29 protein-coding genes are annotated in these 26,910 nt (G+C 70.8%); 21 read left to right on the top strand and 8 right to left on the bottom strand.

The window, feature by feature from the left end; translation table 11 throughout:
- Nucleotides 1-3: 3 nt before the first annotated feature.
- The gene (locus tag VF330_RS04395; RefSeq protein WP_330850173.1) at nt 4-1,008 is read right to left on the bottom strand and encodes a M64 family metallopeptidase; all 1,005 of its coding nucleotides are present in this window, start codon (nt 1,006-1,008) and stop codon (nt 4-6) included.
- 132 nt (nt 1,009-1,140) lie between these two features.
- On the opposite strand from VF330_RS04395, the gene VF330_RS04390 reads away from it, so the two are divergent.
- From VF330_RS04390 to VF330_RS04375, 4 genes are all read left to right on the top strand, one after another.
- The gene (locus VF330_RS04390) at nt 1,141-1,917 is read left to right on the top strand and encodes a cytochrome c biogenesis CcdA family protein (RefSeq protein WP_330850172.1); all 777 of its coding nucleotides are present in this window, start codon (nt 1,141-1,143) and stop codon (nt 1,915-1,917) included.
- A 41-nt stretch (nt 1,918-1,958) separates the two neighbouring features.
- Nucleotides 1,959-3,446: a cytochrome c biogenesis protein ResB gene (gene resB, locus VF330_RS04385; RefSeq protein WP_330850198.1), complete on the top strand. Its 1,488-nt coding sequence runs from the start codon at nt 1,959-1,961 to the stop codon at nt 3,444-3,446.
- The gene (ccsB, locus tag VF330_RS04380; protein ID WP_330850171.1) at nt 3,446-4,360 is read left to right on the top strand and encodes a c-type cytochrome biogenesis protein CcsB; all 915 of its coding nucleotides are present in this window, start codon (nt 3,446-3,448) and stop codon (nt 4,358-4,360) included. Before resB ends, ccsB begins: the two co-directional genes overlap by 1 nt.
- A gap of 102 nt (nt 4,361-4,462) precedes the next feature.
- Nucleotides 4,463-5,848, top strand: coding sequence for an AAA family ATPase (locus VF330_RS04375; RefSeq protein ID WP_330850170.1), 1,386 nt, complete (start codon nt 4,463-4,465; stop codon nt 5,846-5,848).
- Between the two features lie 49 nt (nt 5,849-5,897).
- On the opposite strand, the gene VF330_RS04370 is transcribed toward VF330_RS04375, so the two are convergent.
- Both VF330_RS04370 and VF330_RS04365 read right to left on the bottom strand, forming a co-directional pair.
- Nucleotides 5,898-6,065, bottom strand: coding sequence for a hypothetical protein (locus VF330_RS04370; RefSeq protein WP_086667950.1), 168 nt, complete (start codon nt 6,063-6,065; stop codon nt 5,898-5,900).
- Between the two features lie 57 nt (nt 6,066-6,122).
- Nucleotides 6,123-6,329: a BldC family transcriptional regulator gene (locus tag VF330_RS04365; protein WP_030473853.1), complete on the bottom strand. Its 207-nt coding sequence runs from the start codon at nt 6,327-6,329 to the stop codon at nt 6,123-6,125.
- A gap of 180 nt (nt 6,330-6,509) precedes the next feature.
- Between VF330_RS04365 and VF330_RS04360 the strand changes: the two genes are divergently transcribed.
- From VF330_RS04360 to VF330_RS04320, 9 genes are read left to right on the top strand one after another with little or no spacing between them, the layout of a single operon-like run.
- Nucleotides 6,510-6,974, top strand: coding sequence for an Lrp/AsnC family transcriptional regulator (locus VF330_RS04360; protein WP_330850169.1), 465 nt, complete (start codon nt 6,510-6,512; stop codon nt 6,972-6,974).
- 4 nt (nt 6,975-6,978) lie between these two features.
- Nucleotides 6,979-7,248, top strand: coding sequence for a DUF4229 domain-containing protein (locus VF330_RS04355; RefSeq protein ID WP_330850168.1), 270 nt, complete (start codon nt 6,979-6,981; stop codon nt 7,246-7,248).
- 26 nt (nt 7,249-7,274) lie between these two features.
- Nucleotides 7,275-8,363 carry a PLP-dependent cysteine synthase family protein gene (locus VF330_RS04350; RefSeq protein WP_330850167.1) on the top strand — a complete coding sequence of 363 codons (1,089 nt, stop codon included), beginning with the start codon at nt 7,275-7,277 and terminating at the stop codon, nt 8,361-8,363.
- Between the two features lie 54 nt (nt 8,364-8,417).
- On the top strand, nt 8,418-8,723 hold the full coding sequence (locus VF330_RS04345; protein ID WP_330850166.1) for a hypothetical protein: 306 nt from the start codon (nt 8,418-8,420) through the stop codon (nt 8,721-8,723).
- Complete coding sequence (locus VF330_RS04340) at nt 8,720-11,881, top strand: hypothetical protein (RefSeq protein WP_330850165.1); 3,162 nt, start codon at nt 8,720-8,722, stop codon at nt 11,879-11,881. Before VF330_RS04345 ends, VF330_RS04340 begins: the two co-directional genes overlap by 4 nt.
- Nucleotides 11,881-12,300: a hypothetical protein gene (locus tag VF330_RS04335; protein ID WP_330850164.1), complete on the top strand. Its 420-nt coding sequence runs from the start codon at nt 11,881-11,883 to the stop codon at nt 12,298-12,300. Before VF330_RS04340 ends, VF330_RS04335 begins: the two co-directional genes overlap by 1 nt.
- The gene (locus tag VF330_RS04330) at nt 12,297-13,280 is read left to right on the top strand and encodes a hypothetical protein (protein ID WP_330850163.1); all 984 of its coding nucleotides are present in this window, start codon (nt 12,297-12,299) and stop codon (nt 13,278-13,280) included. Before VF330_RS04335 ends, VF330_RS04330 begins: the two co-directional genes overlap by 4 nt.
- Nucleotides 13,280-13,726, top strand: coding sequence for a hypothetical protein (locus tag VF330_RS04325; protein WP_330850162.1), 447 nt, complete (start codon nt 13,280-13,282; stop codon nt 13,724-13,726). Before VF330_RS04330 ends, VF330_RS04325 begins: the two co-directional genes overlap by 1 nt.
- The gene (locus VF330_RS04320; protein WP_330850161.1) at nt 13,726-14,127 is read left to right on the top strand and encodes a hypothetical protein; all 402 of its coding nucleotides are present in this window, start codon (nt 13,726-13,728) and stop codon (nt 14,125-14,127) included. Before VF330_RS04325 ends, VF330_RS04320 begins: the two co-directional genes overlap by 1 nt.
- A 12-nt stretch (nt 14,128-14,139) precedes the next feature.
- Here the strand turns inward: VF330_RS04320 and VF330_RS04315 are convergent, their stop codons facing one another.
- The 4 genes from VF330_RS04315 to VF330_RS04300 all read right to left on the bottom strand — a co-directional run bounded on the left by VF330_RS04315 (nt 14,140) and on the right by VF330_RS04300 (nt 18,208).
- A complete protein-coding gene (locus tag VF330_RS04315) occupies nt 14,140-15,012 on the bottom strand; it encodes a 1,4-dihydroxy-2-naphthoate polyprenyltransferase (protein ID WP_330850160.1) in 873 nt (290 codons plus the stop codon).
- Between the two features lie 47 nt (nt 15,013-15,059).
- Entirely contained in the window at nt 15,060-16,166 is a 1,107-nt protein-coding gene (locus VF330_RS04310; RefSeq protein WP_330850159.1) for a hypothetical protein, read from the bottom strand.
- A 76-nt stretch (nt 16,167-16,242) separates the two neighbouring features.
- The gene (gene menE / locus VF330_RS04305) at nt 16,243-17,274 is read right to left on the bottom strand and encodes an o-succinylbenzoate--CoA ligase (RefSeq protein WP_330850158.1); all 1,032 of its coding nucleotides are present in this window, start codon (nt 17,272-17,274) and stop codon (nt 16,243-16,245) included.
- A gap of 10 nt (nt 17,275-17,284) precedes the next feature.
- On the bottom strand, nt 17,285-18,208 hold the full coding sequence (locus VF330_RS04300; protein ID WP_330850157.1) for a 1,4-dihydroxy-2-naphthoyl-CoA synthase: 924 nt from the start codon (nt 18,206-18,208) through the stop codon (nt 17,285-17,287).
- Here VF330_RS04300 and menD point away from each other — a divergent pair.
- Together menD and VF330_RS04290 are read left to right on the top strand one after the other, a co-directional pair.
- Complete coding sequence (gene menD, locus VF330_RS04295) at nt 18,207-19,778, top strand: 2-succinyl-5-enolpyruvyl-6-hydroxy-3-cyclohexene-1-carboxylic-acid synthase (protein WP_330850156.1); 1,572 nt, start codon at nt 18,207-18,209, stop codon at nt 19,776-19,778. The two genes, VF330_RS04300 and menD, sit on opposite strands and share 2 nt — an antisense overlap.
- Nucleotides 19,779-19,832: 54 nt before the next feature.
- Nucleotides 19,833-21,335 (top strand): M1 family metallopeptidase, encoded by a 1,503-nt coding sequence (locus tag VF330_RS04290; RefSeq protein WP_330850155.1) that lies wholly within the window; start codon nt 19,833-19,835, stop codon nt 21,333-21,335.
- Between the two features lie 62 nt (nt 21,336-21,397).
- Here the strand turns inward: VF330_RS04290 and VF330_RS04285 are convergent, their stop codons facing one another.
- Nucleotides 21,398-22,630, bottom strand: a complete 1,233-nt coding sequence (locus VF330_RS04285; protein WP_330850154.1) for an isochorismate synthase — start codon at nt 22,628-22,630, stop codon at nt 21,398-21,400.
- 165 nt (nt 22,631-22,795) lie between these two features.
- Here VF330_RS04285 and VF330_RS04280 point away from each other — a divergent pair, with 165 nt between their 5' ends.
- The 6 genes from VF330_RS04280 to paaE are packed head-to-tail and all read left to right on the top strand — an operon-like array spanning nt 22,796 to nt 26,783.
- The gene (locus tag VF330_RS04280) at nt 22,796-23,140 is read left to right on the top strand and encodes a hypothetical protein (protein ID WP_422655568.1); all 345 of its coding nucleotides are present in this window, start codon (nt 22,796-22,798) and stop codon (nt 23,138-23,140) included.
- Between the two features lie 10 nt (nt 23,141-23,150).
- Nucleotides 23,151-24,092, top strand: a complete 942-nt coding sequence (gene paaA / locus VF330_RS04275) for a 1,2-phenylacetyl-CoA epoxidase subunit PaaA (protein ID WP_330850153.1) — start codon at nt 23,151-23,153, stop codon at nt 24,090-24,092.
- A complete protein-coding gene (gene paaB / locus VF330_RS04270) occupies nt 24,089-24,373 on the top strand; it encodes a 1,2-phenylacetyl-CoA epoxidase subunit PaaB (protein WP_090065945.1) in 285 nt (94 codons plus the stop codon). Before paaA ends, paaB begins: the two co-directional genes overlap by 4 nt.
- Entirely contained in the window at nt 24,370-25,254 is an 885-nt protein-coding gene (paaC, locus tag VF330_RS04265; RefSeq protein ID WP_330850152.1) for a 1,2-phenylacetyl-CoA epoxidase subunit PaaC, read from the top strand. Before paaB ends, paaC begins: the two co-directional genes overlap by 4 nt.
- The gene (gene paaD, locus VF330_RS04260) at nt 25,251-25,742 is read left to right on the top strand and encodes a 1,2-phenylacetyl-CoA epoxidase subunit PaaD (protein WP_330850151.1); all 492 of its coding nucleotides are present in this window, start codon (nt 25,251-25,253) and stop codon (nt 25,740-25,742) included. The genes paaC and paaD overlap by 4 nt, the downstream gene beginning before the upstream one ends.
- A complete protein-coding gene (paaE, locus tag VF330_RS04255; protein WP_330850150.1) occupies nt 25,743-26,783 on the top strand; it encodes a 1,2-phenylacetyl-CoA epoxidase subunit PaaE in 1,041 nt (346 codons plus the stop codon).
- Nucleotides 26,784-26,910: the final 127 nt, after the last annotated feature.

The following is a 26,910-nucleotide window of genomic DNA, read 5'->3' as shown; positions in this document are numbered from 1 at the left end:
GCACTACCTGGCGCGCGGCCGGACCACCGGTCCCGGAGCGGGCTCGAAGGTGAGCGACGGGACCTTCGCCTTGATGGCGTTGGACATCGCGTCGCGCCCGATCGAGTTGAACTCCATGCCGAGCGTCCGCATGATCGAGTTCGCGGTCGGCCGGTACAGGCCGTACTTGTAGTACCGGGCACCCTCGACGGGCGCGACCACGCCGCCGTCCGGCGACGGCTGGCCCAGGTAGGCGCCCCACTTCGCGCCGGTCGGGTCCTTCGTCACGTTGATCTCGCGCGGCTCGGTGCCGGTGTAGGTCTCGTACGGGTAGTCGTACTCGTCGGCCAGGCCACCGATGGAGTGGCCGAGCTCGTGGATCGCGATCTGGCCGGACTGGGCGTTGGACCCGGCCGCGGTGGCCACCGACCCGCCGGCGCCGCCGTACTTCGTGGTGTTGCCGAGCGCGATCACCTGGTCGGCCTGGGGCGCGGCGGCCGCGTACTCCTTGGCCTTGGTCTCGTTCACACAGAGCAGCCGCTCGGTCTGGGCGTCGCGGCCCTGGCACCAGAAGCCCATGTCCAGCGCGGTGTCCTTGAGCAGGCCCTTGGCCGGGTCGTGGTCCACGCCGGACTCGTTCGAGACGACGTTGACCTGCCACACGTTGAAGTACTGCTTGTAGGAGGCGAACGGCTCGACGGCCGACAGCTCCTCCCACTTGCTCTGCACGTTGGTGCTGTAGGTGGCGAGGTCGGCGCCGGTGTAGCCGTCGCCGACGAACACGAGGTCGAACGCGTCGGCCGGGTCGCGGTCGCCGAAGACCCTGGTCACCTCGGCCGCCGCGGCGAGCCGGAAGTCCGTCGACTCCTCCTGCGGCGCCTTCGGGGTGAGGGTCTGGGTGATCGTGCCGTCCTCGTTGAAGACCTCGCGCCACTCCATCGCCGGGTCAGCACTGCCGGCGGGCACCTGGGTGAAGAGGGACAACGCGGTGAGGGTCAGCGCCGGGAAGATCACCCGCGAACGATGCATGTGTTGACGCTAAGCAACACCGTTGTCACCCACAAGCGGCAATTCGTTGGCACTTATGGCCCAGGTCTTGTACCGGGCCCGTAAGGGATGCCGGTGGTCGCGTGATCTGGGCAACTACCTACCCTGAGGTGTGTGAACCCCACCGATCTGGCGATCTCCGGGCCGCTGCTGCTGGCCACCGGGGTCGCCCTGCTGGCCGGGTTCATCTCGTTCGCGTCGCCGTGCGTCGTGCCGCTCGTGCCCGGCTACCTGGCCTACCTCGCCGGACTGGTCGGGGCCGAGGCGCCGCGGGTGGAGGCCGACGAGCCCGCGAAGGCCGGCCGGTTGCGGGTCGCCGGGGCGTCGCTGCTGTTCGTGGCCGGGTTCACGGTCGTGTTCGTGCTGGCGTCGATGACGATCCTCGGCGCCACGGACGCGTTGCTGCTCAACGCCGACCTGTTCCAGCGCATCGGCGGCGTCGTCACGATCCTGATGGGCCTGGTGTTCCTCGGGCTCGTCCCCGCGCTGCAGCGGGACGTCCGGTTCCACTCGAAGCCCAAGGCGGGACTGGTCGGGGCGCCACTGCTCGGGGCCGTGTTCGCGCTCGGGTGGACGCCGTGCCTCGGCCCGACGCTCGCCGGGGTGCTGGCCGTGGCCCGCAGCACCGAGATCGGGTCGTCGACGGTCCGCGGTGCCGTGCTGGTGCTCGCCTACTGCCTGGGGCTCGGGCTGCCGTTCGTGGTGCTCGCGCTCGGGGCGCGGTGGGCGCTGGGCGTCACCAAGTGGCTGCGCACGCACGCGCGGCAGGTGCAGGTCTTCGGCGGCGTGCTGCTGATCGTGGTCGGGATCGCGCTCGTCACCGGGCTGTGGGCCGAGTTCGTCGGGTGGCTGCGCTACTCGTTCGTCGACGTCGTGGAGTTGCCGCTCTAGTGATCGCCTTCCTGCGCAACACGTGGCGCGGCCTCACCTCGATGAGGACCGCGCTGACCCTGCTGTTCCTGCTCGCGCTCGCGGCCATGCCCGGCGCGTTGCTGCCGCAGCTGTCGTTGAACGCGGCGAAGGTCGACCAGTACGTCGCCGACCACGGCTGGTGGGGCGACCTGCTGCTCAAGCTCGGGTTCTTCGAGGTGTACGCCACGCCGTGGTTCGCCGCGATCTACCTGCTGCTGTTCGTCTCCCTCGTCGGGTGCCTGCTGCCCCGCACGTTCGAGTACTTCAAGCAGATGCGCGCGAAGCCCGTGCTGACGCCGCGCAACCTCTCGCGCATGCCGCACCACGCCCGGGCCGAGCTCGACGTGACGCCGGACGAGGCCGTCGAGCGCGCCAGGAAGGTGCTGCGCGGCTGGCGGGCGGACGCCGGCGAGGGCACGCTCAGCGCCGAGCGCGGGTTCCTGCGCGAGACCGGCAACCTGGTCTTCCACTTCGCGCTGCTGGGCCTGCTCGTGTCGTTCGCGCTGGGCAAGATGTTCAGCTACGAGGGCCAGGTCATCGTCCAGGCCAACGGCGGCCAGTTCTGCAACGGCGGCATCTTCAACTACGACTCGTTCCGCCCCGGCCTGCGCGTCGACGGCACGGACCTCACGCCGTTCTGCGTCGAGATCGGCGAGTTCTCCGCCGAGTACCTGGAGAACGGCCAGCCCGTCGGCTACCAGGCCGACATCCGCTACCAGTCGGGCGACGACATCGCCGCGAACAGCTGGAAGCCGTACACGCTGCAGGTCAACCACCCGCTGCGCACCGGCGGCGACCGCCTCTACCTGCTCGGCCACGGCTACACGCCCACGTTCACCGTGACGTTCCCCAACGGGGAGAAGCGCACGCAGGGCATCCAGTGGCTGCCGGCCGACCAGCTCACGCTGGCCTCCGAGGGCGCGACCAAGTTCGACCCGCCGGGCATCACCGACTCGGAGACGAGGCGCAAGAACCAGATCGCGGTGACCGGCCTGCTGGCGCCGACGCCGCTGCTGCACGGCGGCATCCTGAGCTCGAAGTACCCGGCCCTGAACAATCCGATGGTGGCCGTCGACGTCTACCGCGGCGACCTCGGTGTGGACGACGGACGCGGTCAGTCGATCTTCTCGATCGACCAGCGGATGGTCGACCAGGGCCGGTTGCAGAAGGTCGCGCGCAAGAACCTCGCCCTCGGCGAGGAGATCGCGCTCGACGACGGCACCAAGGTGCGCTTCGACTCCGTGAGCGACTGGGTGTCCTTGCAGGTCTCGCACGACCCGACGCAGGGGTACGTGCTGGTGTTCGCCATCCTGATCATCCTCGGCCTCGGGGTCTCGCTGACCGTGAAGCGCCGCAGGGTGTGGGTGCGCGCGACGCGACTCGACGACGGGCGTACGTTGGTCGAGGTCGGCGGTCTTGCCCGCACTGACCAGGCAGGATACGGCGAGGAGTTCACGCGGCTCGCCCGCGCGGTCCTGAGCAGTGGCGCTAGTGGGGAGAAGTCCTGATGCCGGTCAACGAGACCCTCGCGACCTACAGCGACTGGCTGTACCGCAGCGCGCTGGGCGTCTACCTCTTCGCGATCATGCTGTACGCGGTGGAGCAGGCGTTCACCCGCGCGCCGAGCAAGAAGGCGCTGGTCGGAGCCGGTGCGCCGAACGTGCTGGTCGACGAGCCGAAGCAGGAGCTGTCGCGGGCCGAGCGGCTCGGCCGCATGGGTGCCGCGCTGACCGTCCTCGGCGCGTTGCTGCACCTCGGGTCGTTGGTGATGCGCGGTCTGTCCGCCGGCCGTGCGCCCTGGGGCAACATGTACGAGTACATGTCGCTGCTGTGCCTCGCGGCCGTGGTGACGTGGATCGTGCTGATGTACAAGTTCCCGATCCGCCGCCTCGGCGCGTTCGTGCTCACGCCGATCCTGGTGCTGCTGTTCCTCGGCGGCACCGTCCTCTACGCCGAGTCCGCGCCCGTCCAGCCCGCGCTGCGGTCGTACTGGCTCGTCATCCACGTCTCGGTGATCTCGATCTCGTCCGGCGTGCTGCTGATCCCCGGCGTGACGTCGATCCTCTACCTGCTCAAGGACTCGAAGGCCGACCGCTTCCCGAAGCTGCCGTCGGCCGACGTGCTCGACCGCATGTCGTACCGGACCACCGTGCTGGCGTTCCCGCTGTTCACCGCGGGCATCATCTGCGGCGCGATCTGGGCGGAGGCGGCCTGGGGCCGGTTCTGGGGCTGGGACCCGAAGGAGACGGTCGCGTTCGTCTCGTGGGTGGTCTACGCGGCGTACCTGCACGCGCGGGCGACGGCCGGGTGGCGGGGCCGCGGAGCCGCGTGGATCAACGTCGTCGGCTTCGCGCTCAACGTCTTCAACCTGTTCTTCATCAACTTGGTCACCAGCGGGTTGCATTCCTACGCAGGTCTCTAACGACTTGGCCCCCGTGTCGATGGAACCGCAGGTAGTTGCGTACCGTCGCAACGTGGGGGTCGGGGAAGTCCTGGTCCGTCGTGCTCAGGGAGGGCCACAGCGGTGAACTGGCAGCAACCACCGGGTGAGGAACAGGGCTCCGGCCCGCAGTACGTCGACCCGCAGGCGGCGGCCCACCCAGACCCGCAGCAGTCCGGCCCGCAGCAGGTCGGCGGCGGCCAGTCCGGCGCCTACCCCGTGAGCGGCACGCAGTCGGGCTCGTACCAGGTGCCCGGCAACGCCTCAGGCCCGTACCAGGTTCCCGGCAACGCGTCCGGTCCCTACCAGGTGCCGGGCGGCGCCTCCGGCCCGTACGCCGTGCCCGGCAACGCCTCCGGTCCCTACCAGGTCCCCGGCAACGCCTCCGGCCCGTACGCGGTTCCGGGGTCGCAGTCCGGCGCGTACCCCGTGGACGGCTCCGGCAACTACCAGGTGGGCGGCGGCCAGTCCGGTCCGCACAACACCGGGCAGTACGGCCAGTTCGCCGGCGGCCAGTTCCCGAACAACTTCCCGCAGCAGCAGTACCGCTCGCAGGCGGAGCAGGTCTCGTCGCAGCAGCTGATCAAGAAGGAGAAGCGGCCGCCGACGTCCGGCTGGCGCAAGACCCTCCACTCGGTCACCGGTGGCGTGATCAACCTCGGCGAGAGCCCGGCCGACATCCGCCGCCGCGAGCTGATCGCGCGGATCAACCAGCCGCTGCGCGGGTGCTACAAGATCGCGATGCTGTCCCTCAAGGGCGGCGTCGGCAAGACCACGACGACCACCACGCTCGGTTCGACGTTCTCGTCGCTGCGCGGTGACCGGGTGATCGCCGTCGACGCGAACCCCGACCGCGGCACGCTGGCGCTGAAGATCCCGCGGGAGACCACGGCGACCGTGCGGCACCTGCTGCGCGACGCCCCGCGGATCAAGAAGTACAGCGACGTCCGCGCGTACACCTCGCAGTCGCCGGCGCGCCTCGAGGTGCTGGCGTCCGAGCAGGACCCGTCGGTGTCGGAGGCGTTCAGCGAGGACGACTACCGCCGCACGGTGGAGCTGCTGGAGCACTTCTACAACATCGTGCTCACCGACTGCGGCACCGGACTCATGCACTCGGCGATGAAGGGCGTGCTCGACGAGGCCGACTCGCTGGTGCTCGTGTCGTCCGGCTCGGTCGACGGCGCGCAGACGTCAGCGGCCACGCTCGACTGGCTGGAGGCGCACGGCTACCGCGACCTGGTCGCGAAATCCGTGTGCGTCATCAACTCGGTGCGCCCGAAGTCGGGCAAGGTCGACCTCGACAAGCTGTCCGACCACTTCCAGCAGCGCTGCCGCGCCGTGGTCCGCCTGCCGTTCGACGCGCACCTCGAAGAAGGCGCCGAGATAGCGCTGGACCAGCTCGCGCCGGAGACGCGTCTGGCGCTGCTCGAGCTCGCGGCCGTCGTCGCGGACGACTTCCCGCACTCCTGAGCAGCGGTTCTTACGGAAAGGGGTCCTGGGAACAGGGCCCCTTTCCCGTTCACTCGTCGCGCTTGCGCTGCTCGTCGAGCTTGCGCAGGAACTCCGGGTCGTCGTCGGGTGCGATCACCTTGCGGCCTGGGGTGTACTCCGAGTGCTGCGGGGCGAACGCTCGCCACACGAGCACAGCCACGGTGAGCGCACCGATCACCGCCAGCAGGTAGATCATCGTGTCGCCACCTCCCTTTGCCACGAGATTACCCGCGGCACAGGGTTTACTACGGCTTCAGTGCCGGACGGGTTCAGTGGCCTCGGTCGTGAGCTCCGAGAGCAGCGCCTTCACCTCGGTCTCACGGAACCTGCGATGTCCTCCAGGCGTGCGAATCGAACCGATCCGACCGGCGGTGGCCCAGCGGGTCACGGTCTTCGGGTCGACCCGGAACAGATTGGCGACTTCTCCAGGCGTCAACAGGCGCTCGGTGGCTGCAGTCACGCGTCCTCCTCAGATCAGACGTTCCGGTCCGATCGTGGCATCTGACCCATCGGGTACTCGAACGCTTGTTTTTTGGTAAAGAGGTAGTAAGGGACGACAGGGGCGAACCGGACATGCTGTGAGCCGGTCTCGTGTGACCTGTGCGACGTGGGCGCACGCGTGGGGCATAGGGTTACGCGGGTGGATGCCCTTGATCGACAGATCATCGCCGCACTGCGCGCCAACGGGCGTGCCACCTACGCCGACCTCGGCAGGCAGGTCGGGCTGTCCGCCTCCGCCGTGCACGAGCGGGTCGGCAAGCTCGAGTCCAGCGGCGTGATCGTCGGCTACCACGCCGTCGTCGACCCCAGCGCCGTCGGCCTGGGCGTCACCGCGCTGATCGGCATCCACCCCACCGACATCGCGGACGACAACGAGGTCGCGGTCGCACTGGGCGAGCTGCACGAGGTCGAGTCCTGCTACCGGGTGGCGGGCGACGAGTCGTTCATCGTCAAGGTCAGGGTCGCGACCGTGGACGACCTGGAGCGGTCGCTCGGCCGGTTGCGGCGCATCCCCGGTGTCGCCCGCACGCGCACGACCGTGGTCCTCTCCACGCGGTTCGAAGGACGCCCGAACACCGTGGACGAGGACGGCGACGTAACCTGAACGGGTGCTCGCTCGTGATGTGACGCTGTACGTCCTCGCCCGCCTCGGTCTCGTCGCGGTGGTGACGGGCGCGCTCATCTTGTTCAAGGTTCCTTTGCTGCCCGCGCTGGCCGTCGGGATCGTCGTGGCGCTGCCGGCCTCGCTGTTCGTGTTCAAGGGGCTGCGCGAACGCGTCGCGGCCGGGCTGAACGAGCGCCAGGCCGAGCGCCGTGCGCAGCGCGACAAGCTGCGCTCCGAGCTGCGTGGTGACGAAGGTCCCGTCGCCCAGTCGTAGGACGTCAGCGCGGTTATCGTGCGCGCGTGAGTACATCCGTTGACCGGTGTTGCAGCAGGACCAGGCACTGGGTGCGCGAGGCCGTCGGGATCATCGAGGCGGACGCGAACCGCAGCGCCGACACCCACCTGCTGCGCTACCCGCTCCCTCCCGACTGGGGGATCGACCTCTACCTGAAGGACGAGTCGACCCACCCCACGGGTTCGTTGAAGCACCGGCTGGCGCGCTCGTTGTTCCTCTACGCGATCTGCAACGGCTGGGTCACCGGCGGCACGCCCGTGATCGAGGCCTCCTCCGGCTCCACGGCGGTGTCCGAGGCGTACTTCGCCCGGCTGCTGGGGCTGCCGTTCATCGCCGTGATGCCCCGCTCGACCTCGGCCGAGAAGGTCGCGCTGATCGAACGCCAGGGCGGCCGGTGCCACTTCATCGACGAGCCGTCGGCGCTCTACGACGAGTCGCGGCGGCTGGCGTCGGAGCTCGGCGGCCACTTCATGGACCAGTTCACGCACGCCGAGCGCGCGACGGACTGGCGCGGCAACAACAACATCGCCGAGTCGATCTTCGAGCAGATGCGGCTGGAGCCCTCGCCCGAGCCGGAGTGGGTGGTCGTGGGCGCCGGCACGGGCGGCACGTCGGCCACGATCGGGCGGTACATCCACTACCAGAAGCGCGACACGCGCCTGGCCGTCGTGGACCCGGAGCACTCGGTGTTCTTCGACGCGTGGCGCGACCACGACCGCGAGCTGGTGGCCACGCGCGGCTCCGGGATCGAGGGGATCGGGCGGCCGCGGGTGGAGCCGTCGTTCATCGGCGAGGTGATCGACCGGATGATCAAGGTGCCGGACGCGGCGTCCATCGCGACGATCCGGTACGTGGAGGACCTGCTCGGGCGGCGCGTGGGCGGTTCGACCGGCACGAACCTCTGGGGCGCGTTCCAGATCATCGCCGAGATGAGGCAGTCGCGGACGCGGGGGAGCGTGGTCACGCTGCTCTGCGACGGCGGCGAGCGTTACGCGAACACCTACTACGACGACTCATGGGTATCGGCCCAGGGCATGGACCTGCAACCGTGCCTCGACCGGCTGAACAACTTCCACCGCACGGGGAACTGGTGACGCGGATGCTGCGTCACAGCGTGACCTGAGCACCTGAGTCCGCAGGGGGGACCTGTGTCGTCGCTGTTCACCGATGCGGCCGAGCTGCGCGCGTACGCCGAGTACCTGCGCACCGAGGCCCAAGAGTTCGAGACGATCCGCAAGTACGTCCACGCGACGGCGTGCGACAAGGCGGGCTTCACCGGCCTGCTGGCGTTGCTGCAGCCCGGCGTGGACGTCGTGCGAGCGCTGTTCGACGAGACGCTCGACTTCGGCAAGTCGAAGCTCGAGGGCACCGCGTCCGCGGTCGACGCGACGGCGAAGGTCTACGAGGACGTCGACAGGGCTCAGATGGCGATCTTCGACGGGATCCTCAAGTGACGGCCGCGGCGTACCGGGACCCGCGCCCGGTGGCGGCCTCGCTCAAGCAGCCCGACGTCGACACCGCGTCGCTGAACGACGTCCTGCGCGACCAGGGCTGGGGGGTCCAGGCCGTCAACTGGGTGTTCGAGGCGGTGACGGGCGAGAGCCTGGTCTCCACGATCATCACGCCGATCACCGGCGACTGGTCGAAGATCCGCGCCGACGGCGACGCGTGGCGCATGGTCGGCAACGCCATGAACGACGTCTCGTACAACCTCACCGACGCCGTCGGCCAGGTGCGCGGCCACTGGGACGGCGAGGCGGCCAAGGCGCACGAGCGCTACATCGCCCTCGGCTGGAAGGCCGGTCTCCTCGCGGAGATGGGCGTGGCCCAGATGATCGCCAAGGGCTTCGACACGGTCGCGTCCGGCGCCGAGGCGCTGGGCAAGCAGGCCGCGCGACTGCTCGACTACCTGGTCAACAAGCTGCTGGAGGCCGCCGCCACCGTCTGGATCCCGGTGGCCGGCTGGATCAAGGCCGCCGAGATGGTCTGGAACGCCTACCAGATCTACCGCCGTGTCATGGACATCATCGACACGGTCCAGAAGCTCATCGCCGACGTGAAGTCGCTCTTCGACGCCGTCGGCCGCGTCTTCTCGGCCATCGGCAAGCTGAAGGACGCCGACTCGCTCGCCGAGGCCATGAACGCCACCCAGGAGGTGGCCGAGGCCGGTCGCGACGTCCGCAACGCGGTGAACGACATCCGCGACGACATGACGTCCATCAAGGAGTCGGCCACCGAGATCGCCGACCGCGGCCACGACGTCGGCTCGAAGGTCCGCGAGGTCTACAGCCCACCGGGCGGGGCCGACGGCACCAAACCGGCGGCCGCCTCCGCCGTGGCGCCCGGCGGTGCCCCGGTCTCCGCGCCTCCGACCGTGCACGGCTCCGCCGACCCCGCCACGCACGCGGCGGCCGCGGCGGGCCCGTCCGTCTCCGCTCCGCCCTCGCTCGCGGGTTCGGGTTCCGGTGGTGGCGGCGGAGTCCCGACCGGTGGTTCCCCGGCCGGTGGCGGCCACGTCCCGGCCGCCGCGGGTCACGTGCCGACCAGTTCGGGCAGCGTTCCCTCGGGCAGCCACGGCCCGGCCGGTGCCCCTCCCCGCCTGGACACGACGCACGCCGCGGGCACGGGCACGGCGGTCGCTCCGCCGCCGTCGCACCAGACGGCTCCCATGGGCGGCGCCATGCCGATGGGCGCCCCGATGGCCGGCGGTGGCGGCGGCGACCAGACGCGGAGCTCGGGCTCCCGTCCGGGCGCGGGCGGCGTGCCGGCGTTCCCCTCGGCGGGCTCCCAGTCCGGTGGCGCGCAGTCCGGTGGCGCGCAGTCCGGCCGGCCTTCCGGCCTGCCGACGCCTCCGTCGCAGGGTTCCGGCCTCCCGACCCCGCCGAGCGGCGGGAACACCGGTCAGGGCTCCGGCGGCGGGCGTCCCGGTGGTTCGGGCCTGCCGACGCCTCCCGGCACGCACCCGACCCCTGGCTCGGCCGGCACGCACCCGACCTCGGGCTCGACGCCAGGCTCGCACTCCACGCCCGGCGCGCCGGGTTCGCACTCCGCACCGGGCACGCCCGGCTCGCACACCACTCCGGGCTCGGCGGGCACCCACCCGGCGCCCGGTTCGGGCAACGGCCTGCCCACGCCTCCCGGCCACACGTCCGGCACGGGCGAGCACGCCACGCCGGGTTCCGCCGGCACGCACCCGACGCAGGGCTCTGGCCTGCCCACGCCTCCCGGACACCCGACCGCGAGCACCGGCACGCCGACGGCCCCGGCTCCCACCCACACCGGTGGCGGCCTGCCCTCCCCGCCTGGACACACCGACCACACGCCGAGCTCGGGCGGCGGCCTCCCGTCGCCTCCCGGACACCCGTCCCCGAGCGCCGGTGGCGGCCTGCCCTCGCCTCCCGGACACCCGAGCCCGACCACGGACCACTCGACCCCGAGCGGTTCGGGCACGGCTCCGCACGACCCGTCGACCCCGCGTCCGCACGACACGACGCCGTCCGGCCAGCACGACACGAAGCCGCACGACACGACGGGCCAGCACGACACCAAGCCCCACGACACGACCGGCCAGCACGACACGGACACGAAGCCCCACGGCGACGACTCCAAGCCGGACGACCACAAGCCGCACGACACCGACACCAGCGGCGCCGACGACGGCAAGCCCCACGACACCCAGCCCCACGACCCTCAGCCCGGCCACGACGCGCCCGCGGCCGACCACACGCCGGACGCCAGGCACGACGACGGCCCCGCCCACCCCGACAGCGGCGGAGACGGCGACGGCACGACCCCGCCACCGCACTCCGGCCCCGACCTCAAGGGCCACTTCGACGCGGCGGCGATGGCGGCGCAGGGCCAGGGCTACCAGCACCAGCTCGAGCAGCTCCTGCCCCACCAGGCCGACCGCGACCGCTACGTCGAGCTGAGCCAGAAGCTGTCCACCGACCTGTCGGCGGACGAGGCCCAGCACGTCGCCGACGTCCGCAACCAGATCCAGGTCGGCACCGGCGACATCGTCACCAAGGCGCTCAGCCCGAGCGCGGTCAGCACCTACCTGCCCGACCAGCCGCACGCCCCCGGCAGCAAGGGGGAGACGTGGCAGAACCAGATGGCCGGCTCCGTCGCCCGCGGCCAGGACGTCGTCGGCGTCAACACCCCGCAGGGCCTGCGGGACGGCCTCGCGCTCGACGACAAGGGCAAGGGCTGGACGCCGATCCCCGAGGGCGCGCCGTCCGCGATGCAGCTGCGCTACGAGATGACCGACCAGAACGCGGCCGCGCACAACGTGCCGTTCGGCGGTCCGAAGATGGACGTGCCGGACTACACGAAGCCCGGCCCGTACCCGGAGGGCAGCTACCAGTCGCCGCAGGAGCAGGCGCACTACGAGCAGTCGCAGAAGCAGATGGCGGCGGCCGGCGGCAGCGCGAAGGTCTACGACGGCTACGACCCGTTCACCGGCACCGGCTACACGATGGGCGGCATGCCGGAGTGGCGCGTCGACGGCGGCACGCCGTTGCCGGATCGTGCCGAGATCTGGCAGGTGAACTCGGACGGCTCTGAGAAACTGCACGCCGTGTACGACCGCAAGTTCGGCTGGACGAAGCTCTGATGACCCACTACTCGCAGGAGATGGCCGAGTACCGGGGTGAGGTGTACTTCGCGGGCAGCGAGGACGCCCACCACGTCTGGATCCGCAAGATCCCCGGCGTGACCTACGCCAACGACGAGCGGTTCGAGACCTACAACGGCCGTGAGCTCAAGACGGTCCCCGTGACGAGCCTCGACGCCTGGTACGAGGAGCGGATGACGGCGCTCTGGCGCGGCCAGCCGTTCAACGTCGTCGCCACGCGCGACGGCAAGGCGGAGGCGGGGTACGCGGGCGGCGAGTACAGCTGGGCGCAGCAAAACGGGCTTGAAGGCGACCAGTACAACGGCTACACGGCCACGCTCGACGTCGACGAGCTCCACGACGTGCAGGTCGACCGCACCGACTTCCTGGCGCGGTGGAAGGAGAAGAACCCGGGATGAGCACCCCTCAGGCCGTGCGGAAAGCCGCCGGCATCGGGCCGGAGACGATCCTGCAGAAGATCGTGCACCCCGCGGTCGCGCAGCTCTACCTGGGCAACGTCGTCGTGCCGGGCAAGTTCGAGCCGCACCGCGCGGCCGGGTTCGTCACGCGCGGCCAGGACTTCCCGCAGGGCACCTCCGAGGAGTTCGCCGAGGCGTTCGGCGTGGACAAGGTCGCGGACTGGCCGCGCGGCACGCAGTACCTGCTGCGGTTCCTCGCCCACACCACCGAGCTCTTCGACACCAGCTTCGGCGGTCCCACGCTCGACGGCGCGCTGAAGATGGGCACCACGCGCGTCTACCCGCTGCCGTTCACCGGCACCGGCTACACGCCCGGCGAGAACCCGATCCCCGAGTACGTCATGGAGCTCGCCGAGCTCCCGGCGGGCACGGAGCTGTGGCGGTTCGAGCCGGACGGCCGGGGCCGCAGCATCGGCAAGTACCTGAACCGCCAGGTCGGCTGGGTCCCCACGGGTGACGTCGGCTTCGGGCCCGGCCGGTTCTGGCAGGCACCGGTCGCGCTGCGGCCGACCGTCCGCCGCGGACTGATCGGGCGCTACCGCGGCCAGGACTTCGACGTCGACTTCGGGCCGACCGCCGGCAGCGTGCTGCTGCACCCGGTCGCCGGGCAGGCCGCGCCGCCGGACTTCACCGAGGAGTACGGCGCGCAGTTCCTGGAGGTGCCGGACGCGGTCGTCGAGGACCTCCAGCTGGTCCGCACGCTGTGCACGTTCCGCGGCGCGGAGTTCGAGATCGTCGGCGTCCTGGGCGACCAGGCCGTGCTGCACTTCGTCGGCGAGAACTACGAGACCGCCCGCGAGCTGGGCTTGTCCGAAGTGGACTTCCGGCAGTGGCGCACGGTCGCCCAGCGTGCTGAGGTGAACGACATCCGCGGGGACGCCAGGCCGGTCCAGCGCGGCATCTTCGGCAGGGAGAACTGATGACCGCCCCGAACGACAGCTGGAAGACGCCGGAGCTGCGGGCAGCGGAGGCGCAGGTCGACGCGCGCTTCAAGGAGGCGCGCGACCTCGCGAACCGCCTCAAGGAGACGCCGCTGCCGCCCGTGCCGCCGGTCGACTTCAAGGCCATCGCCCAGCAGGTCGAACGGGCCGCGCAGGAACGGGACGCGCCCGAGCAGCTCAAGGCGCTCAAGCGCAAGGTCGACGCGGGCGAGTTCACGTGGGAGGACGTCGTCTCCGGCAAGGCGGCGCAGGACCCCGACGTGCAGGCCGCGCAGCAGGAGAACGTCAAGAAGATGAAGCAGGCGTTCCAGATGCTGCAGGAGGGCATGACCGCCGACGAGATCATGGAGGCCCAGCGGCCGCGCAGGGGTCCGGACGACGGCGACGCGCTCGACCCGGACATCTTCACGGAGGACAAGTGGTGATGACGGCCTGGCGGACACCGGACATCTCCGCGGCGGAGGACTTCCTCACGGGCGCGGTCGCCGACGTCGACCGCGCCATGCGGTCCGCCCGGCAGAACCTGCGGGGCAGGGAACCGTCCACCGAGGACATCCGCAGGGTGATGCAGTTCGCCAAGTCGAGCGAGGCCTCGTCCGCGATGCGCCAGCTCGCGGACCGCATCGCGCGCGGTGCCGGGCTGAGCTGGCGCCAGGTCCTCACGGGCGAGGCGAGCCACGACCCGCTGGTGCGCCAGGCCCTCGAAGCGGACCGGGCCAGGCTCGACGAGCTGATCAAGGGCGAGACGGCCCCGCCGCCACCGCCGCGCAGGCCCGCGCGCACGGACGACGACGAGCCGGTGCAGTTCACCGAGGACGCCTGGTAGTCCGGCCGGGGATCAGTCCAGGACCAGGGCGACGCTGACCAGCACGGCCCACGCGAGCATCGCGATCCCGGTGAACTGGAGTACCGGGATCAGGTCCCTGCCGCCACGACCGGCGGCCACCCGGCGCACGGCCGGCAGCAGGACCGGCGCGGCGAGGAAGCCCAGCAGCGCGTAGGGCACCCGCACGGTCATGCCCAGCGCGATCAGGAACGGCACGGCCACCAGCGCCAGGTAGAGCCGGCGGGTGTCCTTGTCGCCCAGCACCACGGCCAGGGTCCGCTTGCCCGAGACGGAGTCCGTGGGGATGTCGCGCAGGTTGTTCGCCACCAGCACCGCGGCCGAGATCGCGCCCATCGCGATCGACGCGCCGATGCCGATGCCGGTGATCTCGCCGGTCTGCACGTAGACCGTGCCCAGCACCGCGGCCGGTCCGAAGAAGAGGAACACCGCGATCTCGCCGAGGCCCGCGTAGCCGTACGGGCGCTTGCCACCCGTGTAGAACCACGCGCCCGCGATGCACACGGCACCGAACGCGAGCAGCCACCAGAACCCGGACAGCGCCACCAGCACGAGCCCGGCCACCGCGCCGACCCCGAGCGAGATGAACGCCGCCAGCCGCACGTTCTTCGGCTCGGCCGCGCCGGACCCGGTGAGGCGGAACGGCCCGACCCGGTTGTCGTCGGTGCCGCGGATGCCGTCGGAGTAGTCGTTGGCGTAGTTCACGCCGATCTGGAACGCCACCGAGACGACCAGCGCGAGCGCCGTGTAGAGCGCGTTGAACTCGTCGATGTGGTGTGCCGCCGCCGCGCCCACGACCACCGGAGCGATCGAGTTCGGCAGGGTGCGCGGGCGGGTCCCCTGGATCCACTGGACGACTGAGGCCATGCCCCACATCCTCCGTCATGGCGCCTGAGGACCCGCCGACGGGTGGATCAGCAGGTGGTGGCCCCTGAGACGCCCGTCACGTAGGCCTTCGCGATGTGCTTGCCGGAGGCGATGCGGTACCAGATGTTCGAGGTGCCCTGCGTGCCGGAGACCGACTCGCCGGTGAGCTGGCAGGTCACCCGCACCTGCGCGTAGTTCGCGGCCAGGCCGACCTGCGACGCCGTGGACGTCGCACCGCTGCGGACGTTCACCGTGCCGGCGGCATCCGCCGTGCGCACCGTCCCGACAGGACCGGAGCCGGTCCACAGGTACGTCACCGTCACCCAGGAGTTCGTGGTCAGCTTGAGGCCGTCCCAGAACGTGCCGTCACCGAGGTCGATGCCCGCGGGGTTCGCGACCTTGCGGCCGGACGCGTCCTTGCCGCCGTTGTAGCCGTCCTCGTAGGCCGCCTGCGCCTCGGGCTTGCCCTGCGGCAGGTCCTTGAACGACTCGCGCGTCGCGGCCGGGTTCCAGTAGTCGTCCTTGGTGTTCCACGGGCCGACGTCCCACACGGGCGCCCACTCGCACCGGCCGTTCGACGCGCAGATCTGCACGCTGTAGTTGCCGGAGTTCTTGTTCGCCAGGCCACGCCGTGACGGCAGCGCCACGAAGTGGTCGCGCGACCGGATCACGTGCCCGTTCGCCGTGGTGCCGCCGACGAGCCCCTCCCGCGTCGCGTAGACGCGGTAGGCGCGGCCCGCGGCGGCGGCTTCGAAGTCGCCGGACTTCGTCGCCGCGGTGGTGGCCGACACCTTCACGCTCGACGCCTTGCCGCTGCGCAGGACCACGCGCGACTCGATCGTCGACGTCGTCACCGGCAGCGTCACCGGCGCCGTCGCGGACGCCTCGTACCACTCGGTCCACTGGCCGTCGGGGCGCAGGCCGCGCACGTCGACGACGCCGTCGCCGGTCACCGCCGCCGTGACCGCGTTGGCCGGGCGGGCGAGTCTGTGCGTGCCGAGCGGGATCAGCCCGATCCTCGGCGACCCGCCCCACGTGGCGGACTGCCCGCTGACGTCGGCGGTCCACTCGTTCGAGGCCGGTTCCGCCTGAGCGGGCGATGCCAGACCGGCCACCAGTGCGGCACCGGCGACCAGTGGTATCAGATGGCGCATGAGAACCCCCATCGCTGACGCGCACGGTCAGGATTCCGCGCGCTTCGCCGGGAGGGTGGTGCTCAGCGGTAAAGGTTCACCTAAAAGAGTCGGCGACGGCCGTCCGGTCGACCTTGCCCGGCCCCCGCAGCGGCAGCTCGGAGACGAACCGCACCCGCTTCGGCGTCGCCGCCCTGCCCACCGCGTCCGCCACGACGGCCTTCAGCTCGTCGAGCGACGGCTCCGCGCCGCGCGCGACGACGGCCGCCGCCACGACCTGGCCCCACTCGTCGTCCGGCACGCCGACGACGCAGGCCTCCAGCACGCCCTCGACGGTCGCGAGAGCCCGTTCCACCAGCACCGGGGGCACCTTCTCGCCGCCCGTGACGATGACGTCGTCCGCGCGGCCCAGCACCTCCAGCCGCCCGTCGCGCAGGCGTCCGAGGTCACCCGTGCGGAACCACTCGCCGAACGGCTCGGCCTCGCTGCGGTAGCCGAGGGCCAGCACCGGACCGCTGATCTCGATCACGTCGTCCGTGCGCACCCGCACGTCCGCGAGCGGTTCGCCGTCGTAGACGCACCCTCCGGCGGTCTCGCTCATGCCGTACGTCGTGACGACCTGCACGCCGAGCGCGCGGGCCTGCTCCAGCAGCTTCGGCGGGGTGGCCGCCCCGCCGATCAGCACGCCGTCGAACTGCCGCAGCGCCTCCAGCCCCGGACCCTCGCCGACGACGAGCCGCGAGAGCTGCGTCGGCACGAGGGCGGTGTAGTGGCGGCCCGGCTCGGCCAGCACCGGCCGCGCGGCCTGCGCGAACCCCATGGCGCGGAACCCCTCCGTGAGGTCGAGCTCGCCGGGCGTGGTGCCCGCGATGATCGACCGCACGAGCACCTGCACGCCCGCGATGTGGTTCGTGGGCAGCGCGAGCAGCCACGTGCCGGGCCCGCCCAGCCGCGCGTGCGTGGCGTGCGCCGACGAGGTCAGCGCGTCGGCGTCGAGCAGCACGGTCTTGGGCTCGCCGGTGGACCCCGAGGTGGGCACGCCGAGCACGGCCCGCCTCTCCCAGCCGTCGAGGGGACCGTCGACCAGGGGTTCGCCGCCGCTGAGCGCCGCGCGCAGTTCGTCGAGCATGCAGACCTGCTTAGAAGTAGTACGGGTAGTTCGACCAGTCGGGGTCGCGCTTCTCCAGGAACGCGTCGCGGCCCTCGACGGCCTCGTCGGTCATGTACGCGAGACGGGTCGTCTCACCGGCGAACAGCTGCTGACCGACCAGTCCGTCGTCGATCATGTTGAACGCGTACTTGAGCATCCGCTGGGAGGTCGGCGACTTGCCGTTGATCTCGCGCGCCCACTGCAGCGCCGTGGTCTCCAGCTCGGCGTGCGGCACGACGGCGTTGACCGCGCCCATCTCGTGCATCTCCCGCGCCGAGTAGGTGCGGCCGAGGAAGAAGATCTCGCGGGCGAACTTCTGCCCGACCTGCCGGGCGAGGTAGGCGGACCCGTAGCCGCCGTCGAACGAGCCGACGTCCGCGTCGGTCTGCTTGAACTTCGCGTGCTCCTCGCTGGCGAGCGTGAGGTCGCACACGACGTGCAGGCTGTGCCCGCCACCCGCGGCCCAGCCGGGCACGACCGCGATGACGACCTTGGGCATGAACCGGATCAGCCGCTGGCACTCCAGGATGTGCAACCGGCCCGCGCGGGCCGGGTCCACGCTCTCCGCCGTCTCACCGGACGCGTACTGGTACCCGCTGCGCCCGCGGATCCGCTGGTCACCGCCGCTGCAGAACGCCCAGCCGCCGTCCTTGGCACTCGGCCCGTTGCCCGTGAGCAGCACGCACCCGACGTCCGACGACATCCGCGCGTGGTCGAGCGCCCGGTACAGCTCGTCCACCGTGTGCGGCCGGAACGCGTTGCGCACCTCGGGCCGGTTGAACGCGATGCGGACCGTGCCCTGGTCGAGCGCGCGGTGGTAGGTGATGTCGGTGAAGTCGAAGCCCTCAATCGGCTTCCACAGCGACGGGTCGAAGAGCTCCTGGTCTGCCACGGTCTGAGACTCTAGGCGCATGAACGGGGCAACCGCGCAGGCGAGGCTGATCGTCGACGAACTGGTCCGCAACGGCGTCCGCCACGCCGTGCTGTGCCCCGGCTCCCGCAACGCCCCGCTGTCGTTCGCACTGCACCAGGCCGAGCAGAAGGGCCTGCTCACGGTGCACGTGCGCATCGACGAGCGCAGTGCGGGATTCCTCGCGCTCGGCCTCGCGAAGACGGGCACGCCCGCCGTCGTCACCTGCACCAGCGGCACCGCCGTGGTGAACCTGCACCCCGCCGTGGTCGAGGCGCAGCTCACGGGTGTGCCGTTGGTCGCGCTGACCGCCGACCGGCCGGTCGACCTCTACCGCACCGGCGCGAGCCAGACGATCGACCAGTACGACGTGCTCGGCATCCCCACGCTGCACATGCCCGAGGGGGCCGACGAGCCGACCACGCGTTCGCTGGTGTGCCGGGCGATCGCCACCCACGGCCCGTCGCACGTCAACGTGCCGTTCCGGCCGCCGCTGACGCCCTCCGACGACGCGTGGCCCTCGTCGGACCGCGACGTGTGGACCGCCACGGACCGCACGTTCGCCGTCGAGACCCGGCCGTCGGACCTGCCCGCGCGCACGCTGGTGCTGCTCGGCGACGACCGCCCGGAGCGGCTGGCCGGGGCGGCGGAGCTGGGCTGGCCGGTGATCGCCGAACCGACCGCGCCCGGTGGTCTGCGGCACGGGTCGTTGCTGCTCAACGCGGGTCTGCCGGAGCACCTGCGGCCCGACGCCGTGCTGGTCGTGGGGCGCGTGACGCTGTCCAGGGGCCAGCAGTCGCTGGTCAGGGACACCCCGGTCGTGCACGCCGTGGGGGAGCAGGCGCTCTGGCCGGACGTGCCGTTCAGCGCGTCGCGCGCGTCGACCTGGCTGCCCGAGCCGGCGGAGGTGGACGGCGAGTGGTCGCAGGCGTGGCAGAGCGCGGTGAAGAACGTCAGCGAGGCCGTCGACGACCTGCTCGACGCCGAGCCGTGGCCGACCGGCCTGCACGTCGCCCGCACCCTCACCAGGGCGGTGCCGGCGGGCTCGCTGCTGTTCGTCGGCTCGTCCAACCCGATCCGCGACGTCGACTTCGCGGGCGAACGCCGTGCCGACGTCACCGTGCACGCCAACCGGGGTGCCGCGGGCATCGACGGGAGCGTGTCCACGGCCATCGGGCTGGCGGTCGAGCACGGCGGACCGGCCTACGCGCTGATGGGCGACCTGACGTTCCTGCACGACAGCAACGGCCTGCTCGCCGACCACCGGCCGGACCTCACGATCGTCGTGCTCAACGACGACGGCGGTGGGATCTTCTCATTGCTGGAACAGGGCGCTCCGAAGTACGAACGCGGTTTCGAACGCATTTTCGGCACTCCGCACGGGACTGATCTGACCGCTTTGTGCGCGGGCTACCGAATTCCGCACTCCACTGTGGACGGCGAGGAGGAGCTGCGTAGCGCACTTGCGGCACCCGGCGGCCTCCAGGTGGTGGAAGTGCAGGCAAAACGTGACGAACTGCGCGCCTTGCACGAACGTCTCAAGTCGACGGTGTCAACCGTTTTCAGCAGATAGGAAACATACGGAAGTCGGTGGCTCGCCCATGATCGTCTGGATAGCGTCCGCCGCATGTCGATCAGATCCAAGGCGACGGCCGCGGTGGCGTCCGCGGCCGCGATGACGCTCTTCGCGGGGACGGCGCTGGCGGCGTCCCCCGGCGCTCCCGGCGTCGGCGACCCGTACTACCCGACCTACGGCAACGGCGGGTACGACGTCTCCCACTACGACATCAGGCTCAACTACAACCCGGACGGCGACCAGCTGTCGGGCACCACGACGATCCTCGCGAAGGCGACCGAGGACCTCACCCAGTTCAACCTGGACTTCCTGCTCAAGGTGAAGTCGGTGCGCGTCAACAACGTGCCGGCCTCCTTCGTCTCGGACGGCGGCGAGCTGACCCTCACGCCCCGCGGCGGCGTCCGCAAGGGCCAGGACCTCACGATCGTCGTCACCTACGCCGACTCGCCCTCGACCGTGAAGGACCGCAACGGCTTCACGGCGTGGACCAAGACCGCCGACGGCGCCCTCGCCATCGGCGAGCCGGAGATCGCCTCCTGGTGGTTCCCGTCGAACGACCACCCGACCGACAAGGCCACCTTCGACGTCAACGTCGCCGTCCCGAACGGCGTCGAGGCGATCTCGAACGGCACGTTCCTCGGCCAGACCCGTCAGATCAACGGCTACACCCGCTGGAACTGGCGCAGCACCAAGCCGCAGGCCACCTACCTGACGTTCCTGACCATCGGCCAGTTCGAGCTCCGCCAGGGCACGACCCCGTCGGGCCAGCCGTACGTCAACGCCTACTCCGAGCGCCTCGGCGAGAACGCCGACGCCGCGAAGGCCAGCGTCGAGCGCACGCCCGAGGTCATCGAGTTCCTCTCGGACAACTTCGGCCCGTACCCGTTCGAGGCGCAGGGCGGCGTCGTCACCCCGAACCTGGGCTACGCGCTCGAGAACCAGACCCGCCCGAACTACGACACGGCCTTCTTCCGCCGCGGCGCCAACACCTACGTCGTCGCGCACGAGCTGGGCCACCAGTGGTTCGGCGACGCCGTGTCCGTGCACCACTGGCGCGACATCTGGCTGAACGAGGGCTTCGCCTCCTACGCGGAGTTCCTCTGGTCCGAGCACGTCGGTGAGGGCACGGCCCAGGAGAACGCGGACTTCACCTACGACTCGTACCCGGCCGACAGCGAGTTCTGGAACGTCCTGCCCGGCGACCCCGGCGCCGCCAACGTCTTCGACGGCGCCGTCTACGACCGCGGCGCCCTCGCCGTCCACGCGCTGCGAGTGGCCGTGGGCGACGAGAAGTTCTTCGAGATCCTGCGCACCTGGGTCGCCGAGAAGAAGTACTCCGACGGCACGATCGAGCAGTTCATCGCGCTGGCGGAGCGGGTGTCGGGGCAGCAGCTCGACCAGCTGTTCCAGACGTGGCTGTTCACGAAGGGCAAGCCGGCGCAGGCTCCCGGACGTTCCGCGGACGTGGCGGCGAAGTCGGTGTCGGTGAAGGCGGAGCCGAAGTCGCGCGCCAAGATCGCGCTGACGCACCAGTTGCTGGACGCGCACAAGTGATCCGCTGACACGATCGCGTTCTGATTCGGAGGGACCTTCCACGGGAGGTCCCTCCGGTTTTTCTAAAGCCCTTCGAGGGCCTCGCGCATAGGCCGCATCTTCGCGTGCGCCTCCTGCACCTCGATGTCCGGATCGGAATCCGCCACCAATCCGCACCCGGCGAACAACCGCGCGGTGGACCCGGAGATCTGCGCACACCGCAAAGCGATTCCCAGCTCGCCGTCACCGTTCCCGTCGATCCACCCGACGGGCCCGGCATAACGCCCGCGGTCCATTCCCTCCAGCTGCGAGATCAGCCGCGTCGCGTCCAGCCGGGGCGTTCCTCCCACGGCGGCGGTCGGGTGCACGGCAGAGCCGAGGTGCAGCAACGACACCGACGACTCCAGCGTCCCGATTACGTCGCTCGACAGGTGCGACACGTTGGGCAGCCGCAGGACGGACGGTCCCTCGACCGACATCGTCGAGCAGAAGGGGCGCAACGTGTCCGCCAGCGACCGGATCGCGTAGTCGTGCTCCTCCAGGTTCTTCTCGGAGGACATCAACGCCGCCGCGAGCTCCTCGTCGGAGACCCCGTCGTGCGGCCAGGTGGTCCCGGCCAGCACCCGCGAGTCCACGACCGACCCCGTGCGGCGCAGCAGCAGCTCAGGCGTGGCGCCGACCAGTCCGTCGACGGCGTAGGCCCAGCACTCCGGATAACGCCGGGCCAGACCCTGCAGCACGAACCGCTGGTCCAGCCGCTTGTCCGTCACGGCCACCAGGTCGTGCGCCAGGACGACCTTGTCCAGCTCGCCGGAGCGCATCCTGGCGACGGCCGAGCGCACGGCCTCGCGGTACTGCGTGACCGGCAGCTGGCCGTTGGCGTAGCGGACGGTGGACGGCCGCGAGAGAGGTGCGACGGAGGGTGACGGGTCCGCGGCGCCGATCGTGGTGATCCACTGCTCGCCGTTGCGGCGGCCGACGACCACCTCCGGCACGATCAGCACCGAGTGGCCCGGCGAGTCGGCGAAGGCCATCGACACGAACGCCACGGGACCGCTGCCCGGCACGCCCAGCTCGTCGTCCACGTCGAGGTGCGAGACGAACTCCTGCCACCACTTGTCGGCCTGCGCGAAGCGGTCGGGGCCGCTGACCTCCAGGCGGGCGGCCTCGCCCCAGCCGACCAGGCCCGACCCGTCGCGCACCCAGGCGAGCGCGTGCTCCGGGGACGGCAGCAGTCCGAGCAGGTCACCGGCGGTGTCCCGCTTCGACCGGACGCGGATTCGCTGCCGTGCTCGCGATGTCGGTGCAGAGGTCACGCTCCGACTGTATGGACCTCGACCTGAAAGCGCGGCACCCGCCCGGCTCTAGACTTCTCAGTTGTGGTGGAGGACGCAGTTGTCAAACCGCGGCCCGGCGTTCGCGTCCGTCGTGCGGTCTGTCGTGCATTGCTGGTCGTCGGGGGCGTGGTCACGCTCGTGTGCGTGCTGCTGCCCATCGCCTGCTGGCGCGACGACGTGGCCATCGAGAAGCACCTGGGGAACGCGGTCGCGCAGGTCGACTCCGTCGCCTTCAACAGGACGGTTGTGCGCTACGCCACACCGGACGGTCGCGTGATCATCCCGTCTCAAGGCGTGCTCTACCCGTCCGGACTTTCGGAGGGGGACAACGTGAGGGTCGAGTACGACCAGACGAACCCCGAACTGGTGCGCGTCGCTGGCCGGACGGCGACGCTGAGCCTGTTGCCCGTCGGAACCTTCCTCGTGTCCGTCTGGATCGTCATCGCCGCCGTTGTGACAGTTCTACGCAGATTCGGCACTCAGGTGTAACATCGAGGTCATGGCGGATGACCTGGAGCTTCGCTTCGAGCGCACCGTGCAGGCGGAAGCGCGCATCGAGCCGCGCGACTGGATGCCCGACGGCTACCGCAAGACACTGATCCGGCAGATCGCCCAGCACGCGCACTCCGAGATCATCGGCATGCAGCCGGAGGGCAACTGGATCAGCCGCGCGCCCTCGCTGCGCCGCAAGGCGATCCTGCTGGCGAAGGTGCAGGACGAGGCCGGCCACGGGCTGTACCTGTACTCGGCGACCGAGACGCTCGGTGCCGACCGCGAGGACCTGACGACCAAGCTCATCGAGGGCCGCCAGAAGTACTCCTCGATCTTCAACTACCCGACGCTCACGTTCGCCGACGTCGGTGTCATCGGCTGGCTCGTCGACGGCGCCGCGATCTGCAACCAGGTGCCGCTGTGCCGCACGTCCTACGGGCCGTACGCGCGCGCCATGATCCGCATCTGCAAGGAGGAGTCCTTCCACCAGCGGCAGGGCTACGAGCTGCTCATGACGATGATGCGCGGCACGCAGCAGCAACGCGACATGGTGCAGGACTCGGTCAACCGCTGGTGGTGGCCGGCGCTGATGATGTTCGGCCCGCCGGACGCGGAGTCCACGAACACCGAGCAGTCCATGGCGTGGCGGATCAAGCGCGACACCAACGACGAGCTGCGGCAGAAGTTCGTGAACATGAGCGTGCCGCAGGCCGAGGCGCTCGGTGTGACGTTCCCCGACCCGGAGCTCAGGTTCAACTCCGAGCGCGGGCAGTACGACTTCGGTGCGCCGGACTGGGACGAGTTCTGGCAGGTCGTGAAGGGCGGCGGCGTCTGCAACGAGCAGCGCATCGCCCACCGCCGCAAGGCGCACGAGGACGGCTCGTGGGTCCGTGAGGCGGCCGCGGCGCACGCCGCCAAGAACGCTGTTGCGAAGGAAGGTGCCGCGTGAGCACGTCTTGGCCGCTGTGGGAGGTGTTCGTCCGTGGCAAGCGCGGGCTGAACCACGTGCACGTCGGGTCGCTGCACGCGCCGGACGCCGAGATGGCGCTGCGCAACGCCCGTGACGTCTACACGCGCCGCAACGAGGGCGTGTCGATCTGGGTCGTGCCCGCCACGGAGATCACGGCCTCCTCCCCGGACGAGAAGGACCCGTTCTTCGCGCCGGCCGGCGACAAGGTCTACCGGCACCCGACGTTCTACGCGATCCCCGAGGACGTGCCGCACCTATGAGTTTCGACAACGCTTACGAGTCGCTGCTGGGCGGCGAGGACGCGCACTGGGCGTTCGGGACGGGCTTCTCGGAGGCCCTGTCCGGGGTGGACCGCGAGTTCCCCGCGGGCGTCGACCGCGAGGCGCTGGCCGCGTACTGCCTGATGCTCGGCGACGACGCGCTGATCTTCTCGCAGCGGCTGTCGGAGTGGTGCTCGCGCGCTCCGGAGCTGGAGGAGGACATCGCGCTGGCCAACATCGCGCTCGACCTGCTCGGCCAGGCGCGGATGCTGCTCACCCGCGCCGGTGAGGTGCTGGGACGCGACGAGGACTCGCTGGCGTACCTGCGCGACGAGCGCGAGTTCCGCAACGTGCACCTGGCCGAGATCGACTGCGGCCCCGGTCCCGGCGGCGACTTCGGCACGACCATCGCGCGCCTGCTCGTCTTCTCGTCGTGGCGCCTGGCCCTGTTCTCGCGCCTGCGCGGCTCCGCGGACCCGGTGCTGGCCGCCATCGCGGAGAAGGGCCTGAAGGAGCTGGCCTACCACCGCGACCACGCCGCCCAGTGGACCGTGCGCCTCGGTGACGGCACCGACGAGTCGCACCGTCGCATGCAGGCGGGCCTGGACCGCGTGTGGCCGTTCGTGGACGAGCTGTTCGCGACGCACCCCGTCGAGACCGCTCTGGCCGGTGTGGCCGTGGACCCCGCCTCGCTGCGGTCCGAAGTGGACGGTGTGCTGGAAGCGGTTCTCTCCGCCGCCGGTCTCACGCGTCCGGCGGACACGAAGGCCGCGCGCGTCGCGGGCATGGCGGGTCGCGACGGCGTGCACACCGAGGCCATGGGCTACCTGCTCGCCGAGATGCAGCACCTGCACCGCTCGCTGCCAGGGGCGGTCTGGTGACGACGGCGCTGGAGGTCGCGTCGGCCGTGCGGGACCCGGAGCTCCCGGTCCTCACGCTGGCCGACCTCGGCGTGCTGCGCGAGGTGTCCGAAGAGGACGGTCGCGTGGTCGTCACCATCACCCCGACCTACTCCGGCTGCCCCGCGATCGACGAGATGGGCGCCGACCTGCGCCGTTCATTGCTGGGGGCGGGGTTCGCGTCCGTCGAGGTGCGCCTGTCGCTCTCCCCGGCCTGGACCACGGACTGGATCAGCTCCGAGGGCCGTTCGAAGCTGGCGGCCGCGGGCATCGCACCGCCGGCGCGCATCGGCCCGACGGTCGCCGGTCCGGTCCCGCTGAACCTCGTCCCGCCGTCGCGCCAGGTCGCCTGCCCGCAGTGCGGCTCGCCGAACACGACCGAGATTTCCCGGTTCGGCTCGACGGCCTGCAAGGCGCTGCGCCGCTGCAACGCCTGCTCCGAACCGTTCGAGCACGTCAAGGAGATCTGAGTGGCTCGCCGCGCTGCCTTCCACAAGCTGACGGTCGCGAACGTCGACCGCCTCTGCGACGACGCCGTGGCCGTCACGTTCGACGTGCCGCCGGACCTGGCGGACGAGTTCGCCTTCACCGCCGGTCAGTACCTGACCCTGCGCCAGGGCGACGAACGCCGCTCGTACTCGATCTGCGCCCCCACCGGCGCCGCCCCGCGCATCGGCGTGCGCCGCGTCGACGGCGGCCAGTTCTCGACGTGGCTGGTCGACCGGCTGTCGGTGGGCGACGTGGTGGAGGTCCTGCCGCCGCTGGGCAAGTTCACGCCGTCCGGCACGGGCACCCACCACGGCCTGGTCGTCGCCGGCTCCGGCATCACCCCGGCCCTGTCCATCGCCGCCACCGTGCTGGCGTCGGGCGCCCGCGTGACCCTGCTCTACGGCAACCGCAGCACGAACACGGTGATGTTCGCCGACGAGCTCGCCGACCTGAAGGACCGCTACCCGGCGACGTTCCAGCTGATCCACGTCCTGTCCCGCGAACCGCGCGACGTGGAGCTGTTCACCGGCCGCCTGACCGCCGCGAAGCTCACGGCCCTATTCGGCTCCGTCGTGCCGTTCGACGCCATCGACGAGTGGTGGCTCTGCGGCCCGTACGACATGGTCCAGGACGCCACGGCCGTGCTCCGCGACCGAGGCGTTGCTCCAGACCGCGTGCACCACGAGCTCTTCTACGTCGACGCCCCGCCGCCCCCACCGCGCCGTGCGGAGGCCGTGGTGGACGCCGCAGCTTTCGTGACCGTGGTGCTGGACGGCAAGTCGACCACCCTGCCCCTCCCGGCCGACGAACCGATCCTGGACGCGGCCCAGCGGGTGCGCGCCGACCTGCCGTTCGCGTGCAAGGGCGGGGTGTGCGGCACGTGCCGGGCGCTGGTGACCGACGGCAGCGTCGAGATGCGGCGCAACTACGCGCTCGACGAGTCGGAGGTGGCGGCGGGGTTCGTGCTCACCTGCCAGGCGCTGCCGACCAGCGACCGCGTGACGGTCGACTTCGACGCCTGACCCGCGCCAGGGCCCCGGAAAGCGCGAAACCCGGCAACCGACCGTCCGGACGGTGAACCGGGTCCACTTCCGGCTCCTATTGGAGCCGGCTACGAGAACATAGCAATTCGTGATACGAGGGCTCGTG

The organism is Lentzea sp., from assembly GCF_036380075.1.
Lineage (GTDB): Bacteria > Actinomycetota > Actinomycetes > Mycobacteriales > Pseudonocardiaceae > Lentzea.
This window is presented reverse-complemented; position numbering and strand designations above follow the sequence as displayed.